This is a genomic window from Wolbachia endosymbiont (group B) of Melanargia galathea, assembly GCF_964030625.1.
Classification (GTDB): Bacteria; Pseudomonadota; Alphaproteobacteria; order Rickettsiales; family Anaplasmataceae; genus Wolbachia.
Genome location: NZ_OZ034910.1, coordinates 587,778 through 607,676 on the forward strand (window position 1 = coordinate 587,778; position 19,899 = coordinate 607,676).

Sequence of the window (19,899 nt, forward strand, 5' to 3'; positions counted from 1 at the left end):
TAGAATAAATACTATTGTGTAGCAATATTTTACACTGCTGAATAACATGGAATTAAAGAAATCATTCAGTTTGAAGTAACTTTAACATTTCATTTTAGGAATATTATACAATTTATGGTAAATAAATGCATATTTTTATGGCTGCGTTATTATTTATTTAACAAAGTATTAGTATAATTTACTACACTGAATTAAATGGAGAAAATTCAATGAATAAATTACCAAGCAATGCAAAAACAAGCAAGTCTCAGGTTACTCAGTGGGAGGTAATAAAAAATTGTGAATATTCTGATAATTGTTTATCAAAAGTAGTAACTTTATACGTCATTAAAATGGCAGAATTATCAGATATTTATACGAGTAATGAACCTGAAATTAATACTATACTTACAAGAATAAGCATAACAAGTGAAAATGCATTTTTAAATAAGGTTGTTGATATTGAAATTATGGAGGGCATTTTTCCGTACAAATTCAACAGCAAGAAGAAAAATAACATATCAAGGCTAGAAGATTTGTACAATTATTTATGTTCTACTGTTATTGATAGCCTTCCAAAAGAAATGCTTGAAAGCCTAAGAAGAGAATACAGAGACGCTGTTAACTTATTTAAAGCAATTACTTAACTAGGTGTAACATTTTTAAGACTTTACCTTCTATTTCAGAAATGCCACTTTCAAGATCTTTATCTATCAAACATATGGTAGATAAATATGTTTTCTGCTTCTTTTCAACATTGATAGTTAAAGTTCCAGGAGTAATCGTAACCGAGTTAGCAAATAATGCAATGGTCTTATCATTATGTCCTATGCATTCTCTTACAATAACAATTGGCTCAACTGTAGATTTGAATCGTAGCACCTTTTTTGTTACATAAATACTTGAAAAAATAATTTGGTAAATTAGCCAAGGTATATAACTTATAAGCTGATAAAGTGACAGCCTACCACTATCATTTAGAATTTGACTAAGGGCACTTTCAGCATCAATTAACCTTTTAAAGATAATCAATGTGAACACAGAAGAAAATACTCCACAGAGAATAAAAAAAGGCTCAAAATAACCAGACAATGTAATCCATAGAGAAGACAAAATCACAAATGATAGAGAAAAAAACTTAATATTTTGCCTGACTTTCATGATTTGGAGTATAACTTAAATGATTTTTTAGAAAAATAAAAAGTTCTTGATTTTTGTGTCAAAGAACATAATAACCAAGTTATTTTAATAAGTAGTGGAGATTATGACGCTTGATGATTTTCTAAAAATGCTTGAAGAAATAAATGATACTTCAGGTTTAAGCAAGAACAACATAGTTGAACGAATAAAAATAAAATTAGAAAGAATTGATTTACGGAGGTGGGAAGATAGTGGATTTAATATCAATCATATATTCACTACACATAGTGATCTAGATCCTGTAGAAACTACATTGTTGCATTTTGCTGCTAAGAGTGGCTATGAGAACATAGTAATAGCTCTAATTGAATATGGAGCATATGTTGATGCATGGGACAGCGATGGATGCACTCCTTTACATTTTGCTGCTGAATGGAACCACAAAGGCATATTAGATATTTTAATTGAAAGTGGAGCAAATGTTAATGCGTGGGACAATGATGTATGTACACCTTTACATCTTGCTGCCGAAGGTGGGAATGAAAGTGTAGTAAGAGCTCTAATTGCATGTGGAGCAGATGTTAACGCGCAGAACAATGATGGACACACTCCTCTACATTTTGCTACTAAGAGTGGCTATGAGAACATAGTAATAGCTCTAATTGAACACGGAGCATACGTCGATGCGTGGGATAATTATAGAAGCACTCCCTTGCATTTTGCTGCTGAAAGTGATAATGAAAACATAGTAAGAACTCTGATTGAACATGGAGCATGTGTTAATGTGTGGGATAGTTGTGGACGCACTCCTTTACATTTTGCTAGCGATCATGAAAGTATAAGAGATATTTTAATTGAAAGTGGGGCATATGTTAGTAAACAGAACAATAATAGATATGCTCCTTTACACTTTGCTATTGAATGGGGCTGCAAAGATGTGATAAGTTCTTTGTCAGGTAATGCTAGTCCTAGGGCTGAAATGGCAGTAGGAAGAGTGGAACAAATTACACTTGCAGGAAGATTGGAGCTTTTTTAACCAAACTTGCATTTACTGAGATAATTGTTTTGTTATGAATTAAACCAAAAGTTCTGTAATATATTGAAGCTTAAAGATATCTTTAGATATGGAAGTTATTGCAGAAAATAGAAAAGCAAGGTTTGAATACTTTATCTTAGAAGAATTTGAAGCAGGTATGATCCTCTTAAGTAGTGAAGTGAAATCACTAAGGGAAAGAAAAGCAAACATTTCTGATGCTTACGTTACTGAAAAAAAAGGTGAAATATGGCTAAACAATATGCATATCGCAGAGTATAAAGCTGCAAACCAAAAGAATCACAAGCCAAAAAGAGAACGAAAATTGCTTTTGCATAAAAAAGAGATAAATAAGCTAATTGGTCAAATCAAAACCTCTGGAATAACTGTTGTGCCACTTTCTATCTATTTTAATGATAAAGGGTTGGCAAAAACTAAAATTGCCATTGTGAAAGGAAAAAAACTCTATGATAAGAGAGCAACCATAAAGCAGAGAGAGTGGGAACGTGAGAAAAGTAGATTGTCTAAGAATAATTTGTAGTAAAATATGTCTTTAAGTCCAGTTATTTTTAGCATCGGTCCTGTTTCTATATATTGGTACTCTTTAGCATATGTTTTGGGTATAGTTTTTGCATATTGGTATTTACATAAGCTAGACAATCAAAAAATATTTACTAAGAATTTTTACGATTCGTTATTAACAGCCGTTATTATAGGCATTATCCTTGGAGGTAGGCTTGGGTACGTATTGATATATGATCCAGTTCTCTATATAAGCAATCCTATCGAAATACTAAAGACCTGGGAAGGAGGTATGTCATTTCATGGCGGTGCTATAGGAGTTTTGCTTGCAGTAATAATCTCCTGTAGAAGACATAACATTCCTATATTTTACACACTGGATCTAATTTCTTGTGGAGTTCCGATAGGTTTACTTCTAGGCCGCATAGGTAATTTTATAAATGGAGAGTTATTTGGCAGGGTTACAACTATGCCGTGGGGTATGGTATTTCCAGAAAGTGGTGATAATTTATTGCGCCATCCAAGCCAACTTTATGAGGCATTTTTTGAAGGAGCGCTACTTTTCGTAGTTGTAAATTCACTATTTTACTTGAACAAAATGAGATTGTATTATGGTGCAACAACTGGAGTTGCAGTTATGTTGTATGGAGTAGCACGTTTTATGGTTGAATTTTTCCGCGAGCCAGACTATCAAATTGGCTATTTATGGTTCAATTTAACTATGGGACAGTTGCTTTCTATACCTATGATTTTGTTGGGAATGCTTATATATTTAGGTGCGTTGAATTTTAGGTTTAATACAAAATCTATTCAATAGACAAGAGGTAAGTTGAATAAAAAAATATAGTAGAAGTTTATCTACTACATAGCATGTACAACTGTACGAACTTTTCGTGTTGCAGAGAATAAACGTGAGGGCACAAACCTTTTGTTGCATAGCTATGAAACAAACTTAGTAGCTACTGACCAAATTCATTATTAAGTAGATATTCATTTTTCAACAAAATCCCCTTGATTTAGAAGCTACTCTATTAAAACATATTTTTAAACTTTTGCCAAAACCCTGGTTTATTATCATTAACCTTTGTGAAGGCTATGTTTAAACTGTATCTTGGATCGTTTGGCACATCATATCTAATATTCAGTATTGAAACTTCGTTTTTATTATGAACAGAAACATCGTCATATGATAACTTTGTCGTGTAGCACTTTATATGCTTTTGCTTATCATATACTATATCACCTGATTCCCCTTCTAGTTCTACAAATTTAGTTTTTTTCTGACATTCTTTTATTTTTATTAGATCCTTGTCTAGTGATATTGAAACCGGTAGTGTATTACCAGCATACTCTTTAGCTAAAAGCTCACTTTGAGGATACATTTTTATTTCCCTTCCAAAATGTGAGTCTATAAAATTATTGCTCCAAAATTTGTCTCCAGAATGTACATATTTGTCAGTAGCATACGGTACACCACCATAATTGCATTGAACTTTGTAATCTCCAACACCATTATTTTGAAAAAAATCATGAATGGCAGCGTAACTATCGGCAGCATCATTTATGTAATCCATTACCTACCCCTTAAAACCTTTTAATTTATTATATCACAAGAAATTAAATCTATCAATAAAAAGACTTTTTTTGATATCAAGTATCTAGGGAGCATATTGATAGGATTGTGACATTCGTATTTCCCAGTTCTTCACATACTGCTGGACTAATTCAGGATAATTTTCAATAATTAATAAATTTTCAGCGTTTCCCTTTTCAGCTGTCTTACTGAGGTTAAACGATCCTGTGATGACTTTTTGATTATCAACAATTATTACCTTATTATGAGCAATTTTTGGCTTATTATCGATCCAAATCGGTATTCCATTTGAAAACAATTCGCTTATGACACTATATTTTGAATGGAGTTGTGATTTATCTAAGACGACTTTAACATCAACACCACGCTCTTTGGCGTTAATCAAAGATTTTGCAACTGTTCCAAGAGTAAATGTATATTCTTGAACTAAGATAGATTCTTTAGATTGGTCTATCTCGCTGATTATCGGTACAGCACAGTCTTCTTCAGGTGAGAAGCAAACTGTTGCTTTTGGGCAAGGCGAGAATGTAGGACCCACATAGTAATACAGAGAAAAACATGCCGACAAAAATAAAAGATATAAAAGCCTCACAAACCACACCTAAATACACGGCGGTAGTCTACATCATAGTTTAATCATCTGTCAACCCATATTCCTTCCACTTCTCTGTAACTTTCTTTATTATTTCCTCGCTCATTTCAATTTTTCTTCCCCATTCTCGTTTGGTTTCAGGTGGAAGTTTGTTTGTTGCATCAAACCCTATTTTACCTCCGAGACCACTTTCAGGGGAAGCAAAATCTAAATAATCAATTGGGGCATTCTCTATCGTAATTGTATCACGCACAGGGTCCATTCTTGTTGACATTGCCCACATCACCTCTTTCCAATCACGTATATTTATATCATAATCAACAACTATAATAAATTTCGTGTATAAGAACTGTTTGAGAAAAGATAGTGTGCCCATAACAATTCTTTTTGCATGCCCTGGATAAGCCTTTTTTATCGACACTACCGCTATTCTATATGAACAACCTTCTGGGGGCAGATAAAAATCTACTATTTCCGGAAACTGATTGATAAGAATCGGCACAAAGATTTCGTTGAGTGCTTCACCAAGAATTGATGGTTCATCAGGTGGTTTGCCAGTAAAAGTGCTGAGATAAATTGGATCTTTGCGCATTGTAATTGCAGTGATGTTAAACTCAGGAAACTGTTCAACAGCATTATAGTAACCGGTATGGTCTCCATATGGCCCTTCATCTTGGTAATTATCCAAACTTACATATCCTTCCAAAACAATTTCTGCATGAGCTGGAACCTGAAGAGGAATAGTTTTACAATTTACAAGCTCAAGTGGTTTTTTTCGCAGCAGCCCGGCAAATTGGTATTCTGATAAAGTCTCCGGCACCGGAGTTACCGCAGCAATAATTGTTGCAGGATCGCTACCAATCACAGCAGCCGCAGGAAACTTCATATTTTGTCCCCTCTCCTTCCACCGTTTATGGTGACCTGCACCACCACGATGTGCAAGCCAGCGCATGAGAGTCGTTTTTTTATTCACAACCTGCATACGATATATTCCAAGATTGAAATTATCTTGCTTGTCTGCTGTTGGTCCTTTTGTTACCACAAGTGGCCAAGTGATAAGCGGTGCAGGCTCGTTTGGCCAGCATGTCTGAATAGGTAGCAAACTAAGATCCACCTCATCCCCAGTTAGCACCACCTCTTGACATGGGGCTTTGCTCACAACTTTGCTCCGCATCGACAATACAACTTTTAGTAGAGGAAACATTTTCACAGCATCTTTGAAGGTTTTTGGTGGCTCAGGTGATCGCAAAAATGCTAGAAGTTTACCCAGATCCCTTAATTCATCAGAATTTATACCAAGTCCGAATGCAATTCTCTCAATAGTACCAAATAAATTCACTAAAACGGGAATTGAATTTTTGCCATTTTCTGTGACAACATTTTCAAAGATGATAGCTGGTCCCTTGTTTGACAAAACCCTACGATGAATTTCTGTCATTTCAAGAATAGTTGAAACTTCTTTTTTAATTCTAATTAGATCTTTTTTTTCTTCTAATGCTCTGATGAAGTCGCGTAAGTTATTGTACATATTTTAAAAATTTTAAGCCTTTTAAGAAGTGCTTTTCCCAGCACAACTCATTCACTTATTATTATAGAGGCTCTAGAAAAATTATTCTCCAATTCGCTTTTTAAGTTTTTATATTCAGCAGTCTTTAATTCTTCATTGGTAATAAAGCTTTTCTTTATGGTTATTAAATTGCTAAATTCGGTTCCATCATTTTGATATTTACAGAACCTATTTACATATAACCAAGGAGAATTTATTTCAAAATTCAAATTTTCACAATTTTTAATTTTGATATCTTTTATTATCATATGGCTTTCCTTAGTTTTAGGAACACCAATAAAAAGATCTGACACTTGGTCAGAAGCTGTATTGACAACATCATTAAGCCAATTATCTCCTAAATTCAAAGCAGGTCCTAGATTTGTCTTAAAAATCTTATTTTTTTGCTGAAACTCATATTTGATTGTAAGATCTTCTACATTACGTAAAGTAAGGTCAGGCAATTCTAAGAACTTCTTTTCTTCTTCATCAAGATATACTCCACTAATCATACGAAAAACAGAATCCCTTAATTGCTCATTTGAATAATACAATCCAACCCCTGTTAAGCCTAAGGCTGCTTCCCCTTGCACGGTAAGCTGGCCATATTCATTTACAACATTATCTTCTATAGTTAATTCACTATGGGATATCACTTTTGAATTTTCACCTTGTACAGCAGGAATCTTTATGTAATCTGCTTCCTCAGAATCGAGTACTAGAGCGTTCCTATCAGCAATGTCTGGAAAAATACCCTGTGCCATACTGACGGTATTAGTTGGATCGATCCAATATATTTTTCCATCTCTATTTGTTACTTTGAGCATCACATGATTAAAATTACCCATATTAGGTAATGCTTCAGGATTAGAAGTGCTAGTAGTTCCTCTCATAACTAAAATAGGTTGAACTTTATAACCAAGTTTTTGCAGAATAGCAGCCGTGCTAGCAGAAAAGTCTTTGCAATCCCCGACTTGAGAATCAGCAATTTTCTCCAAATCTCTCGGAAAAAATTTTCCTGACACTGTACGCCAGTCTCCCATGTACTGAACTTTTTCATTCAATAAAGAAGTGACTGCATTAATTTTCTCCTCATCGGTACTCTCATTGTCAGCAAATTCTGCTATAGCTTCAAAAGTTGCAGGAAGCGGCTGATTGATAACGCTATGATATCCAGGAGCTAATTTTTTAGCTAAATCCTCCCATTCAGATAAGCTTGAAAGTGATACCCAAGTGTTGTGTTTTATGTTCAATATTCCATTATGTGGTTCATTTGTTGTGTTTTCATAAACTGCTTTCTTTAAAGCAATGCTTATAGAGTGTATATCATCATTTTTTTCCTCAGCGATTTCTAATACTTCTCTTGGATCATTAACTTTAATCTCCAGGGGTAATTCAGAATTGATTTTAGTATTTTCTGCTTGTAAATAATCCCCATGATAAGAAAAGCTCAAGCCATAAAAGTTATCAACAGGAACCTTTTTGTTAACTTGTTTATACCTTAAATATACTTCTGTACCAATTTCTATTTTAGGAAACGATATAGTTACTTGCCTTAGCTGATCGAAGCCTTTACTAGGACTAGCTAGCGGTTTATCCTCTATCATGTCTTCAGTGACTATATATTCCTCTCCGTTATAAGCTGTTTTAGCTTCTAAAACAGTCAAATCTGCACTATCATCATTGTAGATTAAACTATACAGAGAAAATCTATCACGCCCAGACTCCTTGAGTATTTTTGCTTGTAGTTCTACTTCCGTTTCGTAGGTACCATCTCTATTAACATTAATGTTAACATTAGAAAACTTAACCTCGACAGAAGCATCTTCGTACTTACTCCACCTTGCTTCAGCTGTCGAAGCTACAAAAAATGCTAACATTGCTAAGTTAAAGACAGCTTTTAAAAACCTCATTTTTTACTTACATTTATTGAAAAATCATTCTATTATATCCGAACAACACTATCGGAAATGTAAGACTTAGTGTGTTCATATTACTTAGCGACGCGCTTACCGATATTATATGCAGCGATTACAAGATAATCAACTTTTTTGCTTACAATTTGCTAGAAATAGCGGTAAAGACTATCTAAATCTTTATAAATGCCTTACTTTGCAAAATTTTTCATCACCAAATCTTATGATGAACTTTACAAAAATATCTTAAATTTCATTTTATAAAGTTTGCATTTCTTGATAAAAATGTTTTAACATTAAGCATTTCTTTAATATTTGTATTCTTTAAGTAAGTATATGTCTAAGATACCATTTTTATTGATTTTTATACTTGCAGTAGCAAGTTTACCAGTAATAAACAATTGGCTTTCACACCGCAGTCAGAACTTAAATGATGATTATATAGGTGAGAGATTGGATAATTACATCAGTAAAAATTTTGATAGAGTTCTAAAAGCTCTCCAGGAAGAGTCAGCTAAAAATAGTTATGCTAATGCAACCAAAAATAAAATTTCTCAGCATAAAAATGAAATATTCGACTCTACTTATCCTTACTCAGGAAATGAAAATAGCAATATCATAGCTGTAGGTTTTTTTGACTATTCTTGTGGATATTGCAAAGCTATAAAGAACGATGTAAAACAATTGATCAATGATGGCAAAGTTAAGTATATCTTTAGGGATGCTCCAATACTTGGTAACAATTCTTTAAAGGCAGCAAAAGGTGCTTTAGCAACTTATTTTATCGATAAAGAAAAGTACTTAGATTTTCACTATGCTGCACTAGATCACAGAGGAGAATTTTCAGACGAAACTATATTAGATATAGTAAAAAATATAGGGATCAACGAGAACGATTTTAATAACTCTATGAAAAATAATGCAGACAAAATTGAGCAAATGATAAACAACAGCAAACTTTTAGTAAGGGATCTAGGAGTAGGCGGTACACCTTTTTTGATAATAGGAGATAGTCTTTTTGTAGGAAAAACTGATTTGAATATATTACGCAAAAAAGTGGATGAGTTAAAAGATTAATAAATTCCCTGCTTGACAGCATAAGAGAGTTTAAGTATAGTTAAGATATAGTAAGTAACAATATGTATAGGCTACATATTAGTTCAAGAAAAGTAGGTGATGTTTGCTTGCAACACAGCACGACCTTAAGTAATTAGCCTTCCTAGGCTGATTAATCTATTAAAATACAATCATTATTTTGGAGTTATAACATGAGAGATTCTAACTATGTAAGAGAGCCAATTGCTCTTTTTCAACAAATCAAAGAAAATAAAAAATCAAGTGATTTATTGCATAATCTAAAGAGCGCTCATCCTGAAAAGCTAAAAATAGGAGCTGCTATAAAGACAGGGGATTGCTTTTTTGACTCTGTGGCTCAAGGATTGAATGAATTAAACATAAAACCTGATTATCGTTTTACTGCAAAATCATTAAGAAAAGACTGCGCAGATTATGCTAGAGCAAACAAAAAGCCAGATCAGTGGGTTTATAAAGCGGTAATAAGAGATGCCGGAGAGTATTTCGTACCTCAAAAAGATCCGGATGGAGAAGTAATAAGCGAAAATGGACTTAATAAGCAAGACAAGGCGAAGTCTTTTTTCAAATATTTAGAGTATATTACTAATACACATACAGCTGACGCACCTATATGGGGTCGTCCAAACATTGAAGGTAGAATGATATGCGACAAGTACAAAGTGGAACTTTATATTTATTCAATAGAGGAAGATAGTCAAAAAGTTACGGTAACTAAAATTACAGCACATGATGATGATCCAGAAGTTTTTATACAAGATATAAATCTCAATCAACTAGAGATAGATAGTAGCAAAAAACTGTAGGAGTAGTGAATTACATGAGGCATTTTGTGCCACTTCTTAGCAAAATCCCTTCTGATATAACAGAAAATCAATCAGTTTCTAATGAAGAAATCTTTGGTGAGGTTACAGAAGCTTCTGCTTCTGATCAATCAGAGCAAGAAGAACAATATAATATCAGAACTAGCAAATCAGCAATTGTGCAAGATCATGAAACACAAAAAGAGAGAATTAATACCAGCGCTAGTGAGCCAATTCATACAGATACAGTAATTACTATTTCTCATCAACAAGGGCAAGAAACACAACAAGAGGAAATAGAAAAGAAATTAATCAATAGTTACAGAAGAGAAGCTATTTATAGCATAGCTGCTGTAATAACAGCTATAGCATTCACAGCATCTGCTATAGCTGCTGTTTTTACTCAACCAATGCCTTTAGCATGTTTTGCTGGAGTGGCTTTAGTTGTTGCATGTATTTGTGCATATCAGTTAACGCAGAGTCATCAAGACATTAACGAACTGAAAGGTAAGGTAGGAGAAAACAACACCTTTACTTTTTTAGAAGAAACGGGATTTAAAATTTATAGCCTGATTGATAAAGCAGCTTCAAAAATTTAAGATCTTTCCTACTTCATCTATATCAACTCAATTTTATTTTTACAGGAGGACATATGTCATTTACAGAAATTAGATTTCCAGAAAATATATCTTATGGCTCTACTGGAGGACCGGAATTTTCGACTGACGTTGTAACAACTCATAATGGTTGTGAGCAGCGCAATATCAATTGGTCTCGTGCACGTGCCAGGTATAACATAGCTTATGGAGTCAGGTCAAACGAGCAGCTAACAGAACTCATAACATTTTTTCAGGCACGAAAAGGTAAAGCAATAGGATTTCGTTTTAAGGATTGGTCAGACTTTACAGTTATCAATCAAGAAATTGGCATAGGAGACGATAAAAAAACGATCTTTCAACTGATGAAAACTTACATAAGTGGAAAAGACAAGCATATACGAACTATTAAAAAGCCAGTGCATGATACAATAAAAATTTACCTAGATGGTGAAAAGACAGAAAAATATTCAGTGAATTATTCAACTGGAGAAATAGCATTTATGAAACCACCAGCAAAAGGCACAATAATCACCGCAAGCTTCGAATTTGATGTACCAGTACGATTTGATACAGATTACCTAAACGCTTCTATTGATAACTATGGCAGCAATAGCTGGAACAATATTCCCTTGGTGGAAGTGAAATAAAGTTAAAGTATGCTCCATAAAAGTTAAGCGATACTGAGGCTCATATTTAAATGAGCCTTGCACATTTTAAAGTCTATCGCCCATTACAATGTTCCACACTCGAAATTTGAGGAAATTCTAATGTAGTGTTTTCTCTTTCTTGTAAAATAGAAAGTTTTAATAATTCTTTTAGAACTAACTTTACAAGTGTTGTACCATTTTCCTTAAAGAGGTAGTCCATCCTATTGGTTTTCTGTATGTGATTGACAAAATTTCTAGCTTCCTCATTAAAAGCCTCGATTGTGTTGATACAAGATAATACTAAATCCGAGCTATTTATTGCTAAAATTCCATTTACGAAAATATCTAATTTTGTTTTATCTTCAGTCAAATCTTCAGCTAACCTATTTCTGATATTATCATTATCAAACAAAATGTACTCTAGGTACGAGGAAGACTCAATAAGTATAAAATCTTCTAAAGGTACTGATTCTAAACATTCGTCAATATAAGTAAGTATTCCAAACTCAGTAATACACCCTTCTTTTCTCACAACATAGCACTTAGGAAGACCACGATACATTGATAGCAAAGAAAAAAGACGTATTATACTTGTACCTCTATCTTTCATTTCCTCGAGAAGCTTTCTATCATTTATTAGTTTGTGCAAAATGTAATCCGTAGCAGGACCTGGTTTACGAAAACGAAACATATTATTTTCTGCAAAAATAGCCTCAGCTAATTCGATAGACTTTTTATCCTCATCTATAAAAGCCTTTTTGTCTCTATTTAACCGTATGATTTTAGCCTTGCTATCGCTGCGTAGTCTAGTTTGCCCTATTAGCCTCTCAAATGTTTTTGTCCTCATATATATCTTATATTAATTAATATTAATATTTACTATATTAACTACTTTGAGAAAAATAAATGAAAATCTTAATAAATATTATACTTTTATAAAAAAATAAAAGTCTTTTTATATTTGTATGAGTATATAAAAGGTTTGATTGTTGTAAGTTATCTAAGTGCTAGAGTCTAATTAATAAGTCTGCTTGAAGCCGCTCAGTGTTTGTACAGTTGTACCTGCGCAACTTGCTTCAAAATTTCTGCTTGTTGCTGAGCATGGATATTAGCATAACCACATGCAGGAGATGCAGCAGCAGGTCTTGCAATGCACTTAGGTCTTTTTGCTTGAGCATTGAGGCCAGACAATACCTCTTCTATCAATGGGTTGACAAAGAACCATCCTCCCATATTTTTTGGTTCCTCTTGACACCATATAATTTCAGCGTTCTTATATTTTTCGAGTTCATTGTTTAGTTTATCGGCCGGGAATGGATAAAATTGTTCTAAACGCACTACTGCTATATCGTTTATTTTTTGTGCTTCAAGCATTTCAATTATGTCGTAATAAACTTTACCACTACATATTACAACTTTACGTATTTTATCACTTGCAACTAAACCTGTTCTACACTCTGGAATTACCGTAAGAAATTTTCCTTCAAAGTCAGAAAGGTTAGAAACTGCGCTTTTATGACGCAATAGTGATTTAGGTGTAAACACCACTAAAGGCTTACGAAAATCTCGATTAATTTGTCGGCGTAAAGCATGAAAATAATTCGCAGGAGTAGAGCAATTAACCACCTGCATATTATCCTCTGCACAGAGCTGCAAAAACCTCTCTATACGAGCAGAACTATGCTCAGGCCCCTGCCCTTCATAACCATGAGGCAAAAGTAGAACTAGACCACTTGACCGCAACCACTTTGTTTCTGCAGATGAGATAAATTGGTCGATCATAATTTGCGCGCCATTTGCAAAATCACCGAACTGCCCTTCCCAGAGCACAAGTGAATAAGGAGAATCAAGGCTATATCCATATTCAAAACCCATCACAGCATACTCAGATAGTGCGCTATCTATAACTTCAAAGCGAGCTTGCTTCTCACTTATGTTGTTCAGTGGAATAAACGTTTCTTCTGTTACTTGATCAACAAGTCTTGAATGACGGTGCGAGAAGGTACCGCGACCAGAATCTTGTCCTGACAAGCGCACTCCTATTCCTTCTTTAAGCAATGACGCGAATGCAAGACTTTCAGCAGTTGCCCAGTCTATGTTGCTACCGGAATTTATACTTTCTATTCTGCCATCAAGTATTCTTCTGACTTTATTATTGAGATTAAAACTACTTGGAATATTGCTATTTATGTGTACACCTAATTTTTTTAGCTCATCTGGTGAAACACCAGAGTCCGTATAATATTCACTCAAATCGTTCAACTTTGCTCTCCTGAGTTTTAACCACACTCCATCAAACCAATCAGCTTTCTTCGGAGTATAAGTCGTTGACTCAGTAAGGCTTTTATCCAATCTTGTTCTAAATTCGCTGCGTAATTTACTTACTTCATCGCTACCTAGCACTTTCTCTGCAGTCAGCTTCTCTTCGTACAGCGTGCCTGGAGTTTTATGCTTTGATATTGCTTTATACATAAGTGGCTGAGTAAAATTTGGCTCATCGCCTTCATTATGGCCATATTTGCGGTAGCATATTATGTCAATCACCACATCCTTTTTAAATTTCTGCACATACTCCATTGCCAAATTCGCAACAAAACTCACAGCTTCTGGATTATCTCCATTAACATGAAATATTGGAGCTTCTATTGATTTTGCTACATCAGTGCAATAAAAAGATGAGCGTGCACAATTAGGATTTGCAGTAAAACCAACTTGGTTATTAATGACAATATGCACGATACCACCAACTTTATAACCTTCAATGTTGCTCAAAGTCAGGGTTTCAGCAACCACTCCCTGCCCGATAAAAGCTGCATCACCATGAATTGATATGCCAAGCACAGATCTCGTATTTTGTTTTGCTCTTACTCTTCCAGCTAGAACCGGATTTACCGCCTCAAGGTGAGATGGGTTAGGACATAAACTTAAGTGTATTTTTTTACCACCAGCAAGTGCTCGATCAGAAGAGTAACCAAGGTGATATTTGACATCACCAGACACCTCAAGACCACTTGGATATGCAAGGTTGCCTTGAAATTCAGACAGCATTGCCGCATAATCTTTTCCCATCACTTTGGTTAGAACATTGAGCCGTCCTCGGTGGGCCATACCAAGAACTATTTCTTCAATACCAAAAGCTGCAGAATCACTAATAACTCTTTCAATTGCAACAATGGCTGACTCCCCACCTTCGATAGAAAAACGCTTATATCCAGGAAATTTCATATGGAGAAATTGCTCGAACATCTCAGATTCAATCAAGTGCCTTAGTATTTCTTTTTTATCCTGAGGGCTTAGCGTATAGACCTGATTTTCAATTTTCTCCTGCAGCCAAACTCTTTCCTCATAAGAGGAAATATGCATAAATTCAAAACCGATATTCTTGCAGTAAATATCTCTGTAGATTCTAGTGTCACTTGTAGGAGAAAGATTCAAGTATTTTTGATAATCTATTTCCTTATTTACATGCGGTGATAATGGATTTAAGTCTGCAAAAAAGTGACCATAAAATCTGAAAAAATTTGCTAAATCATCAACATCTACCTTAGCTTCATTCTGTGCCCTGCAGGGTTCTGCTTTATTAACTTCTAAATTGCTCGAAAAAATTCTGTGCCAATCTTCTCCAATTGATTTATCGCCTTGCAAGTAACGGCTATAAATTTCTTCCACAAATTCGACATTATCGCCATAAAGGCAGCTTAAATTCGACATAATCACTACAAAAGATATCAAATACTTATAAGCATAACTTAAGTTTTTTAAAAAAGAACTCCTTTAGTTTCTAATTATTAAGTTATACAAACACTGTAATCCGAGTTTTCCAGAAAGAGTGTCATTCTAGACTGACATCTAATCTTTCCATAAATGCTGTATTTCAACATAAAACAACTATACTCATCAACTTGTGCCCAATCATAATTCCTAGATTCCAGTGTTAGCTACTTGTTTTTTGGATTTCTATACTATTGCTGATTGAAGATTATTGAAATTTTTTGCACATTAAGGAACGCAAGCGTTTATGAGTCAGAGGATAAGTCATATAACATTTACTCGGTCTTAATACTTTGAATTTATATTTAAGTAAACGATAAACAGTAATTGGTATGAGTGATCTATTTAAAAGTGACAATTATGATAAAAATCTCAATTCTTTGATAAGAGTCATAAAGCTGAAGGATACAAAAAAAATTAATGAACAATATGATGAAACACTGAAAGATTTATCTCAAGCTCTGAAGAATTTTACAAACAACGCAAAAGATGTAGCCAAATTTGTTATATATAGCGACTTGAATAATTATGTAGAACCTTTGAGCACAAAGCCACTCGGTTTTATTGGAACATTAAAAGGGATATTAGATAGAGTCTTGGGAAAAGATATTCCAACTAATGATAATGACATAAAAAATTTTGTTGGTGATGAATTATCAGGTTTCACTATAGAAAAAGCAGCCGAATACACAAATATTTTAAGTACAATTAATCTATTCAAGAAAGGACTTAAAGAAATTTTAGATTCGAAACAGAGTGGAAAAGGCAATAAAGAACATAAATCATACGAAGTAAGCACGGAAAATAAAACGACATCAAAGCAGAAGGAAGATACTCCTAAGCTGCAAAAAGGAAAACAGCCGGCAGGAAAATCAGGTATGAAGAAAATAAAACGGCCAACAACGGCACCTCCGCCACCTCCTACTGCCTCAAAAAAGGTACACTTTAAACCAGAAATAGAGAATGTATCTCCTGAAGATTCAGGCTATGAAAGTTCATTAAGTGAAGAGTCTGGAAATGAGGAAATATCAAATTATCAAGAGAAAAGTAGTAAATCTTCAACAAAAGATTCGGAAGACTCAAAGTTAGCTAAAAAGGAGCCAACTCACAAAACGAAACCTAAGAAAAATGCAGGAACAAGAAGAGGATATAAAAAGAGACAGGCTCCAGAGCCACCAGCGCTAAACGCTACCAATCAAGAAATTAAGCAAGAAACTAAAGAAGATAAATCTGAAATACTGTCAAATCCTAAAAGGCTAGATATTGTTGATCAACAAGTGAGCACGAAACCAATAATAGTAGAAGTGACTTCGCAAAAATCAGCTGAAAGTAAACCAATCCTGAAAAAATCTGCTGATAAAGCATCATCAGAAGTAAAAGCGGTTATTATAAAAGAAAAAGTAAATAGCAAGAAGGACGGTAGAGTAAAGTCAATAGTAGGAAAGTTTGAGCAAAATCAAGTTGCTAAGAGCAAAGCCACCCCTGCAACACAAGCAGATATCGGTATGAAGAAAGATCCTGCACCATCGCAAGAAACTGCCTCCCAATCTCACTCATTTCCGGTAGGAAATAAAAGATCTAAAATGAACCCCATAACAGCAAAGTCCGATTCTAAACTTCCGGTTAGTAAAAAACCTCTTCTCACTCATGTTAGTGTAAAGAAAATAGCTGCACGATTTGAAAGCCATGGGAAGAAATAGTTGTAACCTATTGAACAAACCCTATAATATCCTTGATCTTTTTTATATTGTTATTTGCAATCTCTGCTGCTTTTTCTGTACCTTCTTTTAATATTTTATGTAAATGGAGCTGATCCCTCAAAAGACCGTTCAACTTCTCACGTATGGGTGATATAACACTGATGATTAAGTCAGCTAACTCTTTTTTAAAGTGTTTCATATCATGTTTATTCACTTCTTCACACACTTTTTCCACATTTAAATCACTAAGCACTGAATAAACGTTTACCAAATTGTTTACTTCTGGACGGCACTTTAAAGTAGCAAAATCAAAGCCTAGAATTGAATCTGTTTTTGCTTTTTCTATTTTCTTGACAATCAAGTCATCTGTATCGTCAAGGTTAATGCATGAGTATTCTGAAGAATCAGATTTGCTCATCTTGCTTGCTCCATCTCTTAAGCTCATTATCCTTGATGTACAATCCAAAGTTAAGATTTCAGGTATGATGAAATGACTACATTTATAATGATTGTTAAAAGCTGATGCAATATCACGTGCAAGTTCTAAATGCTGTTTTTGATCATCGCCAACAGGAACATATTTAGTTTGATAAAGCAATATATCCGCAGCCATAAGTACTGGGTAGCTATATAACCCAAGAGAAGCTTTTTGTCTATCGCTTCCAGCCTTATCTTTAAATTGAGTCATACGATTAAGCCAACCAATTGGTGTATAGCACCCTAGCAGCCAGCCCAATTCTGCATGACCACTAACTGCGGATTGATTGAAAATAATCGACTTTTCCGGATCTATTCCACATGCAATATAAGTTGCTGCTGCTTTAAAAATATTATTTTTTAATTCATTTGCGGGAAGCTTATTTGCTGTGATTGCATGCAGATCAACAACACAAAAAAGAGATTTATATTTATCCTGCAAGCCTATCCACTGCTTAATTGCACCAAGATAATTGCCCAAGTGTAATACTCCACTTGGCTGAATACCTGAGAAGACAACTTCTTCCATACCTTGAGTGTTTTATTAGTTACTTTCGCAATCAGCAGATTTTTTAGAAAGAATAACCATTGCAGGACGAAGCAACCTATTTTTAATGGTATAACCAGTTTGTAGTACTTCTACAATAGTGCCAGGCTCTTTTTCATTATCTTCTCTTTCCACAACAGCTTGATGTAAATTGCTGTCAAAAGAGTTACCTATTGGATCTATTTCTTCTATTCCATGTTTTTTTAGATCACTCACAATCTTTTGGTGCGCCACTTTTATTCCTTCATGAATAGGATCACCATCTTTCAAGTTTTCCATTGCTTTTTTTAAATTGTCACAAGAGTCGATCATATCACGTGCAAATTTTGTGACTGCATAATCACTTGCATCGCTAATTTGCTTTTGCATTATACGTTTAACGTTTTCATTATCCGCAACAGCGCGACGTAAATGATCTTCAAGCTGAACTGCACGTTCTTTTAATATATTAAGCTCTTCACTTAAATCACCTGTTTGCTGATCTTCTTGATCATCCCCTTTTCGTTTACTGACCATATCTGCAAATTTCTTTTTTTTCTCTTTATTACTATCTGACATATCATTCACCCTTACAAACTTAATAAATATATAACAATCAATCTAAAAATATCAAGCGTTAGCTATCCTTGTCTTTCTATGCTTGCATTTAAAAAGTCAATCAAAGCAGTTTTATAAAGAGAATCAGAAAAAGTATCAATATTACTTTGCGCCATATTAATATAGTGTTTAGCTTCTTCCATAGAAACATGAATGGCATTATGATGATTAATATATTGTAATGCTTGGTCAAAATTGTGTCTAGCTGAAGAAAAAGATTTCTCCCAGAATTTTTGTTCTGATGAGCTGCCTTTTTCATATGCTATAATAGAAGGTAAAGTGACTTTACCTTCAAAGAAATCTTTTCCAAGTTGCTTTCCTAAAGTGCATTGATTAGCAGTATAATCTAGCACGTCATCAATTATTTGGAATGCCATGCCAAAATTAAACCCGAAATTCCTTAGCCTCTCTGTTTCGTCACTTGTGGCTCCAGATACTACTGATGCAGCCTCGGAGCATGCAGAAAATAAAGATGCTGTCTTTTCTCCAATGATATTAAAATAATTTTTCCTAATTGTGTTAGGGTCAAAACGCGTTGTCATCTGCTTTATCTCACCCTTGACAAGCAAATTAGATGCCTTAGATAAAATAGAGAGAACACTTAAATTCCCACATTCTATAAGCCATCTAAATGCTAAGGTCAATAATAGATCACCAACTAAAATGCTTGATTTATTCCCCCAAATTTTATTTGCTGTTGCAACTCCATGGCGTGCCTTACTTTCATCAAGCACATCATCATGAAGTAAAGTAGCGTTGTGTATAAATTCTACCGATGCAGCAATGTTGACCCTACTCTCTCCAGAGTAATTCAGCATTTTACATATAATAAAAATGAGCTTAGGCCTTATCTTTTTTCCTCCTGAATTAATAAGATGAGATGTAATATCGGTAGCAAGCTTAGTACCTTCATCATTGACATTTTTGAAGATAAAGTCATTCATAGCCAATAAATCAGAAGATACAATATCATCTAATTTACTACTTTTTGTTAAATCAGTGTTTAGCATTCAAGAGGACTTATGCTTCTTGCCCTTGTACTTTCTCAACTTTTTTCTTTTCTGTTTTTTTCGATTCTGTTTCTAAATCTACTATGCCTTTTTTAATGAACCACATTACCCTTTCAGTTGCTTGCGCTCCTACACTTAGCCAATGTTTTAATCTATCAGCTTTTACCACAACACGATTTTTATTGTCTTTTGGCAACATTGGATCATATTGTCCTATTCTCTCAATAAAGCGCCCATCTCTTGGTGCTCGTGAGTCGGCTACAACTATCCTATAAAAAGGACGTTTCTTTGCCCCAAACCTTGCTAACCTTATTTTAACTGCCATGTCAACCTT

General features: G+C 34.3%; 20 protein-coding genes. 9 read left to right on the forward strand and 11 right to left on the reverse strand.

Annotation, left to right across the window (positions count from 1 at the left end; translation table 11 throughout):
• Window positions 1–209 precede the first annotated feature (209 nt).
• Window positions 210–626 carry a hypothetical protein gene (locus AAHF52_RS02610; RefSeq protein ID WP_007301944.1) on the forward strand — a complete coding sequence of 139 codons (417 nt, stop codon included), beginning with the start codon at window positions 210–212 and terminating at the stop codon, window positions 624–626.
• Here AAHF52_RS02610 and AAHF52_RS02615 read toward each other — a convergent pair.
• On the reverse strand, window positions 619–1,140 hold the full coding sequence (locus AAHF52_RS02615) for a Na+/H+ antiporter subunit E (RefSeq protein ID WP_006015458.1): 522 nt from the start codon (window positions 1,138–1,140) through the stop codon (window positions 619–621). The genes AAHF52_RS02610 and AAHF52_RS02615 overlap by 8 nt on opposite strands.
• 103 nt (window positions 1,141–1,243) lie before the next feature.
• Between AAHF52_RS02615 and AAHF52_RS02620 the strand changes: the two genes are divergently transcribed.
• From AAHF52_RS02620 to lgt, 3 genes are all read left to right on the forward strand, one after another.
• Entirely contained in the window at window positions 1,244–2,155 is a 912-nt protein-coding gene (locus AAHF52_RS02620; protein ID WP_007301945.1) for an ankyrin repeat domain-containing protein, read from the forward strand.
• 88 nt (window positions 2,156–2,243) lie between these two features.
• Window positions 2,244–2,693, forward strand: a complete 450-nt coding sequence (smpB, locus tag AAHF52_RS02625) for an SsrA-binding protein SmpB (RefSeq protein WP_007301946.1) — start codon at window positions 2,244–2,246, stop codon at window positions 2,691–2,693.
• A gap of 6 nt (window positions 2,694–2,699) precedes the next feature.
• On the forward strand, window positions 2,700–3,491 hold the full coding sequence (gene lgt, locus AAHF52_RS02630) for a prolipoprotein diacylglyceryl transferase (protein WP_007301947.1): 792 nt from the start codon (window positions 2,700–2,702) through the stop codon (window positions 3,489–3,491).
• A gap of 214 nt (window positions 3,492–3,705) precedes the next feature.
• Here lgt and AAHF52_RS02635 read toward each other — a convergent pair whose 3' ends face one another.
• From AAHF52_RS02635 to AAHF52_RS02650, 4 genes are all read right to left on the reverse strand, one after another.
• Entirely contained in the window at window positions 3,706–4,248 is a 543-nt protein-coding gene (locus AAHF52_RS02635; RefSeq protein ID WP_007301948.1) for a hypothetical protein, read from the reverse strand.
• Window positions 4,249–4,332: 84 nt separating this feature from the next.
• On the reverse strand, window positions 4,333–4,860 hold the full coding sequence (locus tag AAHF52_RS02640) for a phospholipase D family protein (protein WP_007301949.1): 528 nt from the start codon (window positions 4,858–4,860) through the stop codon (window positions 4,333–4,335).
• A gap of 40 nt (window positions 4,861–4,900) precedes the next feature.
• Window positions 4,901–6,388, reverse strand: a complete 1,488-nt coding sequence (locus tag AAHF52_RS02645; RefSeq protein WP_052264652.1) for a UbiD family decarboxylase — start codon at window positions 6,386–6,388, stop codon at window positions 4,901–4,903.
• A gap of 47 nt (window positions 6,389–6,435) precedes the next feature.
• Entirely contained in the window at window positions 6,436–8,319 is a 1,884-nt protein-coding gene (locus tag AAHF52_RS02650) for a DUF3857 domain-containing protein (protein ID WP_007301951.1), read from the reverse strand.
• Between the two features lie 339 nt (window positions 8,320–8,658).
• Here AAHF52_RS02650 and AAHF52_RS02655 point away from each other — a divergent pair, with 339 nt between their 5' ends.
• The 4 genes from AAHF52_RS02655 (at window position 8,659) to AAHF52_RS02670 (ending at window position 11,463) form a co-directional block, all read left to right on the forward strand.
• Window positions 8,659–9,399 (forward strand): DsbA family protein, encoded by a 741-nt coding sequence (locus AAHF52_RS02655; RefSeq protein ID WP_214303272.1) that lies wholly within the window; start codon window positions 8,659–8,661, stop codon window positions 9,397–9,399.
• Window positions 9,400–9,590: 191 nt separating this feature from the next.
• A complete protein-coding gene (locus tag AAHF52_RS02660) occupies window positions 9,591–10,220 on the forward strand; it encodes a hypothetical protein (protein ID WP_264376904.1) in 630 nt (209 codons plus the stop codon).
• A 26-nt stretch (window positions 10,221–10,246) separates the two neighbouring features.
• Window positions 10,247–10,816: a hypothetical protein gene (locus AAHF52_RS02665; protein ID WP_264376905.1), complete on the forward strand. Its 570-nt coding sequence runs from the start codon at window positions 10,247–10,249 to the stop codon at window positions 10,814–10,816.
• Between the two features lie 53 nt (window positions 10,817–10,869).
• A complete protein-coding gene (locus AAHF52_RS02670; RefSeq protein ID WP_019236629.1) occupies window positions 10,870–11,463 on the forward strand; it encodes a TIGR02217 family protein in 594 nt (197 codons plus the stop codon).
• Window positions 11,464–11,536: 73 nt separating this feature from the next.
• Here AAHF52_RS02670 and AAHF52_RS02675 read toward each other — a convergent pair whose 3' ends face one another.
• Together AAHF52_RS02675 and AAHF52_RS02680 are read right to left on the reverse strand one after the other, a co-directional pair.
• Window positions 11,537–12,310: a hypothetical protein gene (locus tag AAHF52_RS02675; protein WP_264376906.1), complete on the reverse strand. Its 774-nt coding sequence runs from the start codon at window positions 12,308–12,310 to the stop codon at window positions 11,537–11,539.
• Between the two features lie 194 nt (window positions 12,311–12,504).
• Complete coding sequence (locus AAHF52_RS02680) at window positions 12,505–15,174, reverse strand: 2-oxoglutarate dehydrogenase E1 component (protein ID WP_264376907.1); 2,670 nt, start codon at window positions 15,172–15,174, stop codon at window positions 12,505–12,507.
• A gap of 392 nt (window positions 15,175–15,566) precedes the next feature.
• On the opposite strand from AAHF52_RS02680, the gene AAHF52_RS02685 reads away from it, so the two are divergent.
• A complete protein-coding gene (locus AAHF52_RS02685) occupies window positions 15,567–16,934 on the forward strand; it encodes a hypothetical protein (RefSeq protein WP_007301958.1) in 1,368 nt (455 codons plus the stop codon).
• A 7-nt stretch (window positions 16,935–16,941) separates the two neighbouring features.
• Here the strand turns inward: AAHF52_RS02685 and trpS are convergent, their stop codons facing one another.
• The 4 genes from trpS to rpsP all read right to left on the reverse strand — a co-directional run bounded on the left by trpS (window position 16,942) and on the right by rpsP (window position 19,890).
• On the reverse strand, window positions 16,942–17,940 hold the full coding sequence (gene trpS / locus AAHF52_RS02690) for a tryptophan--tRNA ligase (RefSeq protein WP_007301959.1): 999 nt from the start codon (window positions 17,938–17,940) through the stop codon (window positions 16,942–16,944).
• Window positions 17,941–17,955: 15 nt separating this feature from the next.
• Window positions 17,956–18,516, reverse strand: a complete 561-nt coding sequence (locus AAHF52_RS02695) for a nucleotide exchange factor GrpE (RefSeq protein ID WP_007301960.1) — start codon at window positions 18,514–18,516, stop codon at window positions 17,956–17,958.
• Between the two features lie 62 nt (window positions 18,517–18,578).
• Window positions 18,579–19,565 carry a polyprenyl synthetase family protein gene (locus AAHF52_RS02700; protein ID WP_052264648.1) on the reverse strand — a complete coding sequence of 329 codons (987 nt, stop codon included), beginning with the start codon at window positions 19,563–19,565 and terminating at the stop codon, window positions 18,579–18,581.
• A 10-nt stretch (window positions 19,566–19,575) separates the two neighbouring features.
• On the reverse strand, window positions 19,576–19,890 hold the full coding sequence (gene rpsP / locus AAHF52_RS02705) for a 30S ribosomal protein S16 (protein WP_213863779.1): 315 nt from the start codon (window positions 19,888–19,890) through the stop codon (window positions 19,576–19,578).
• Between the last annotated feature and the right edge of the window lie 9 nt (window positions 19,891–19,899).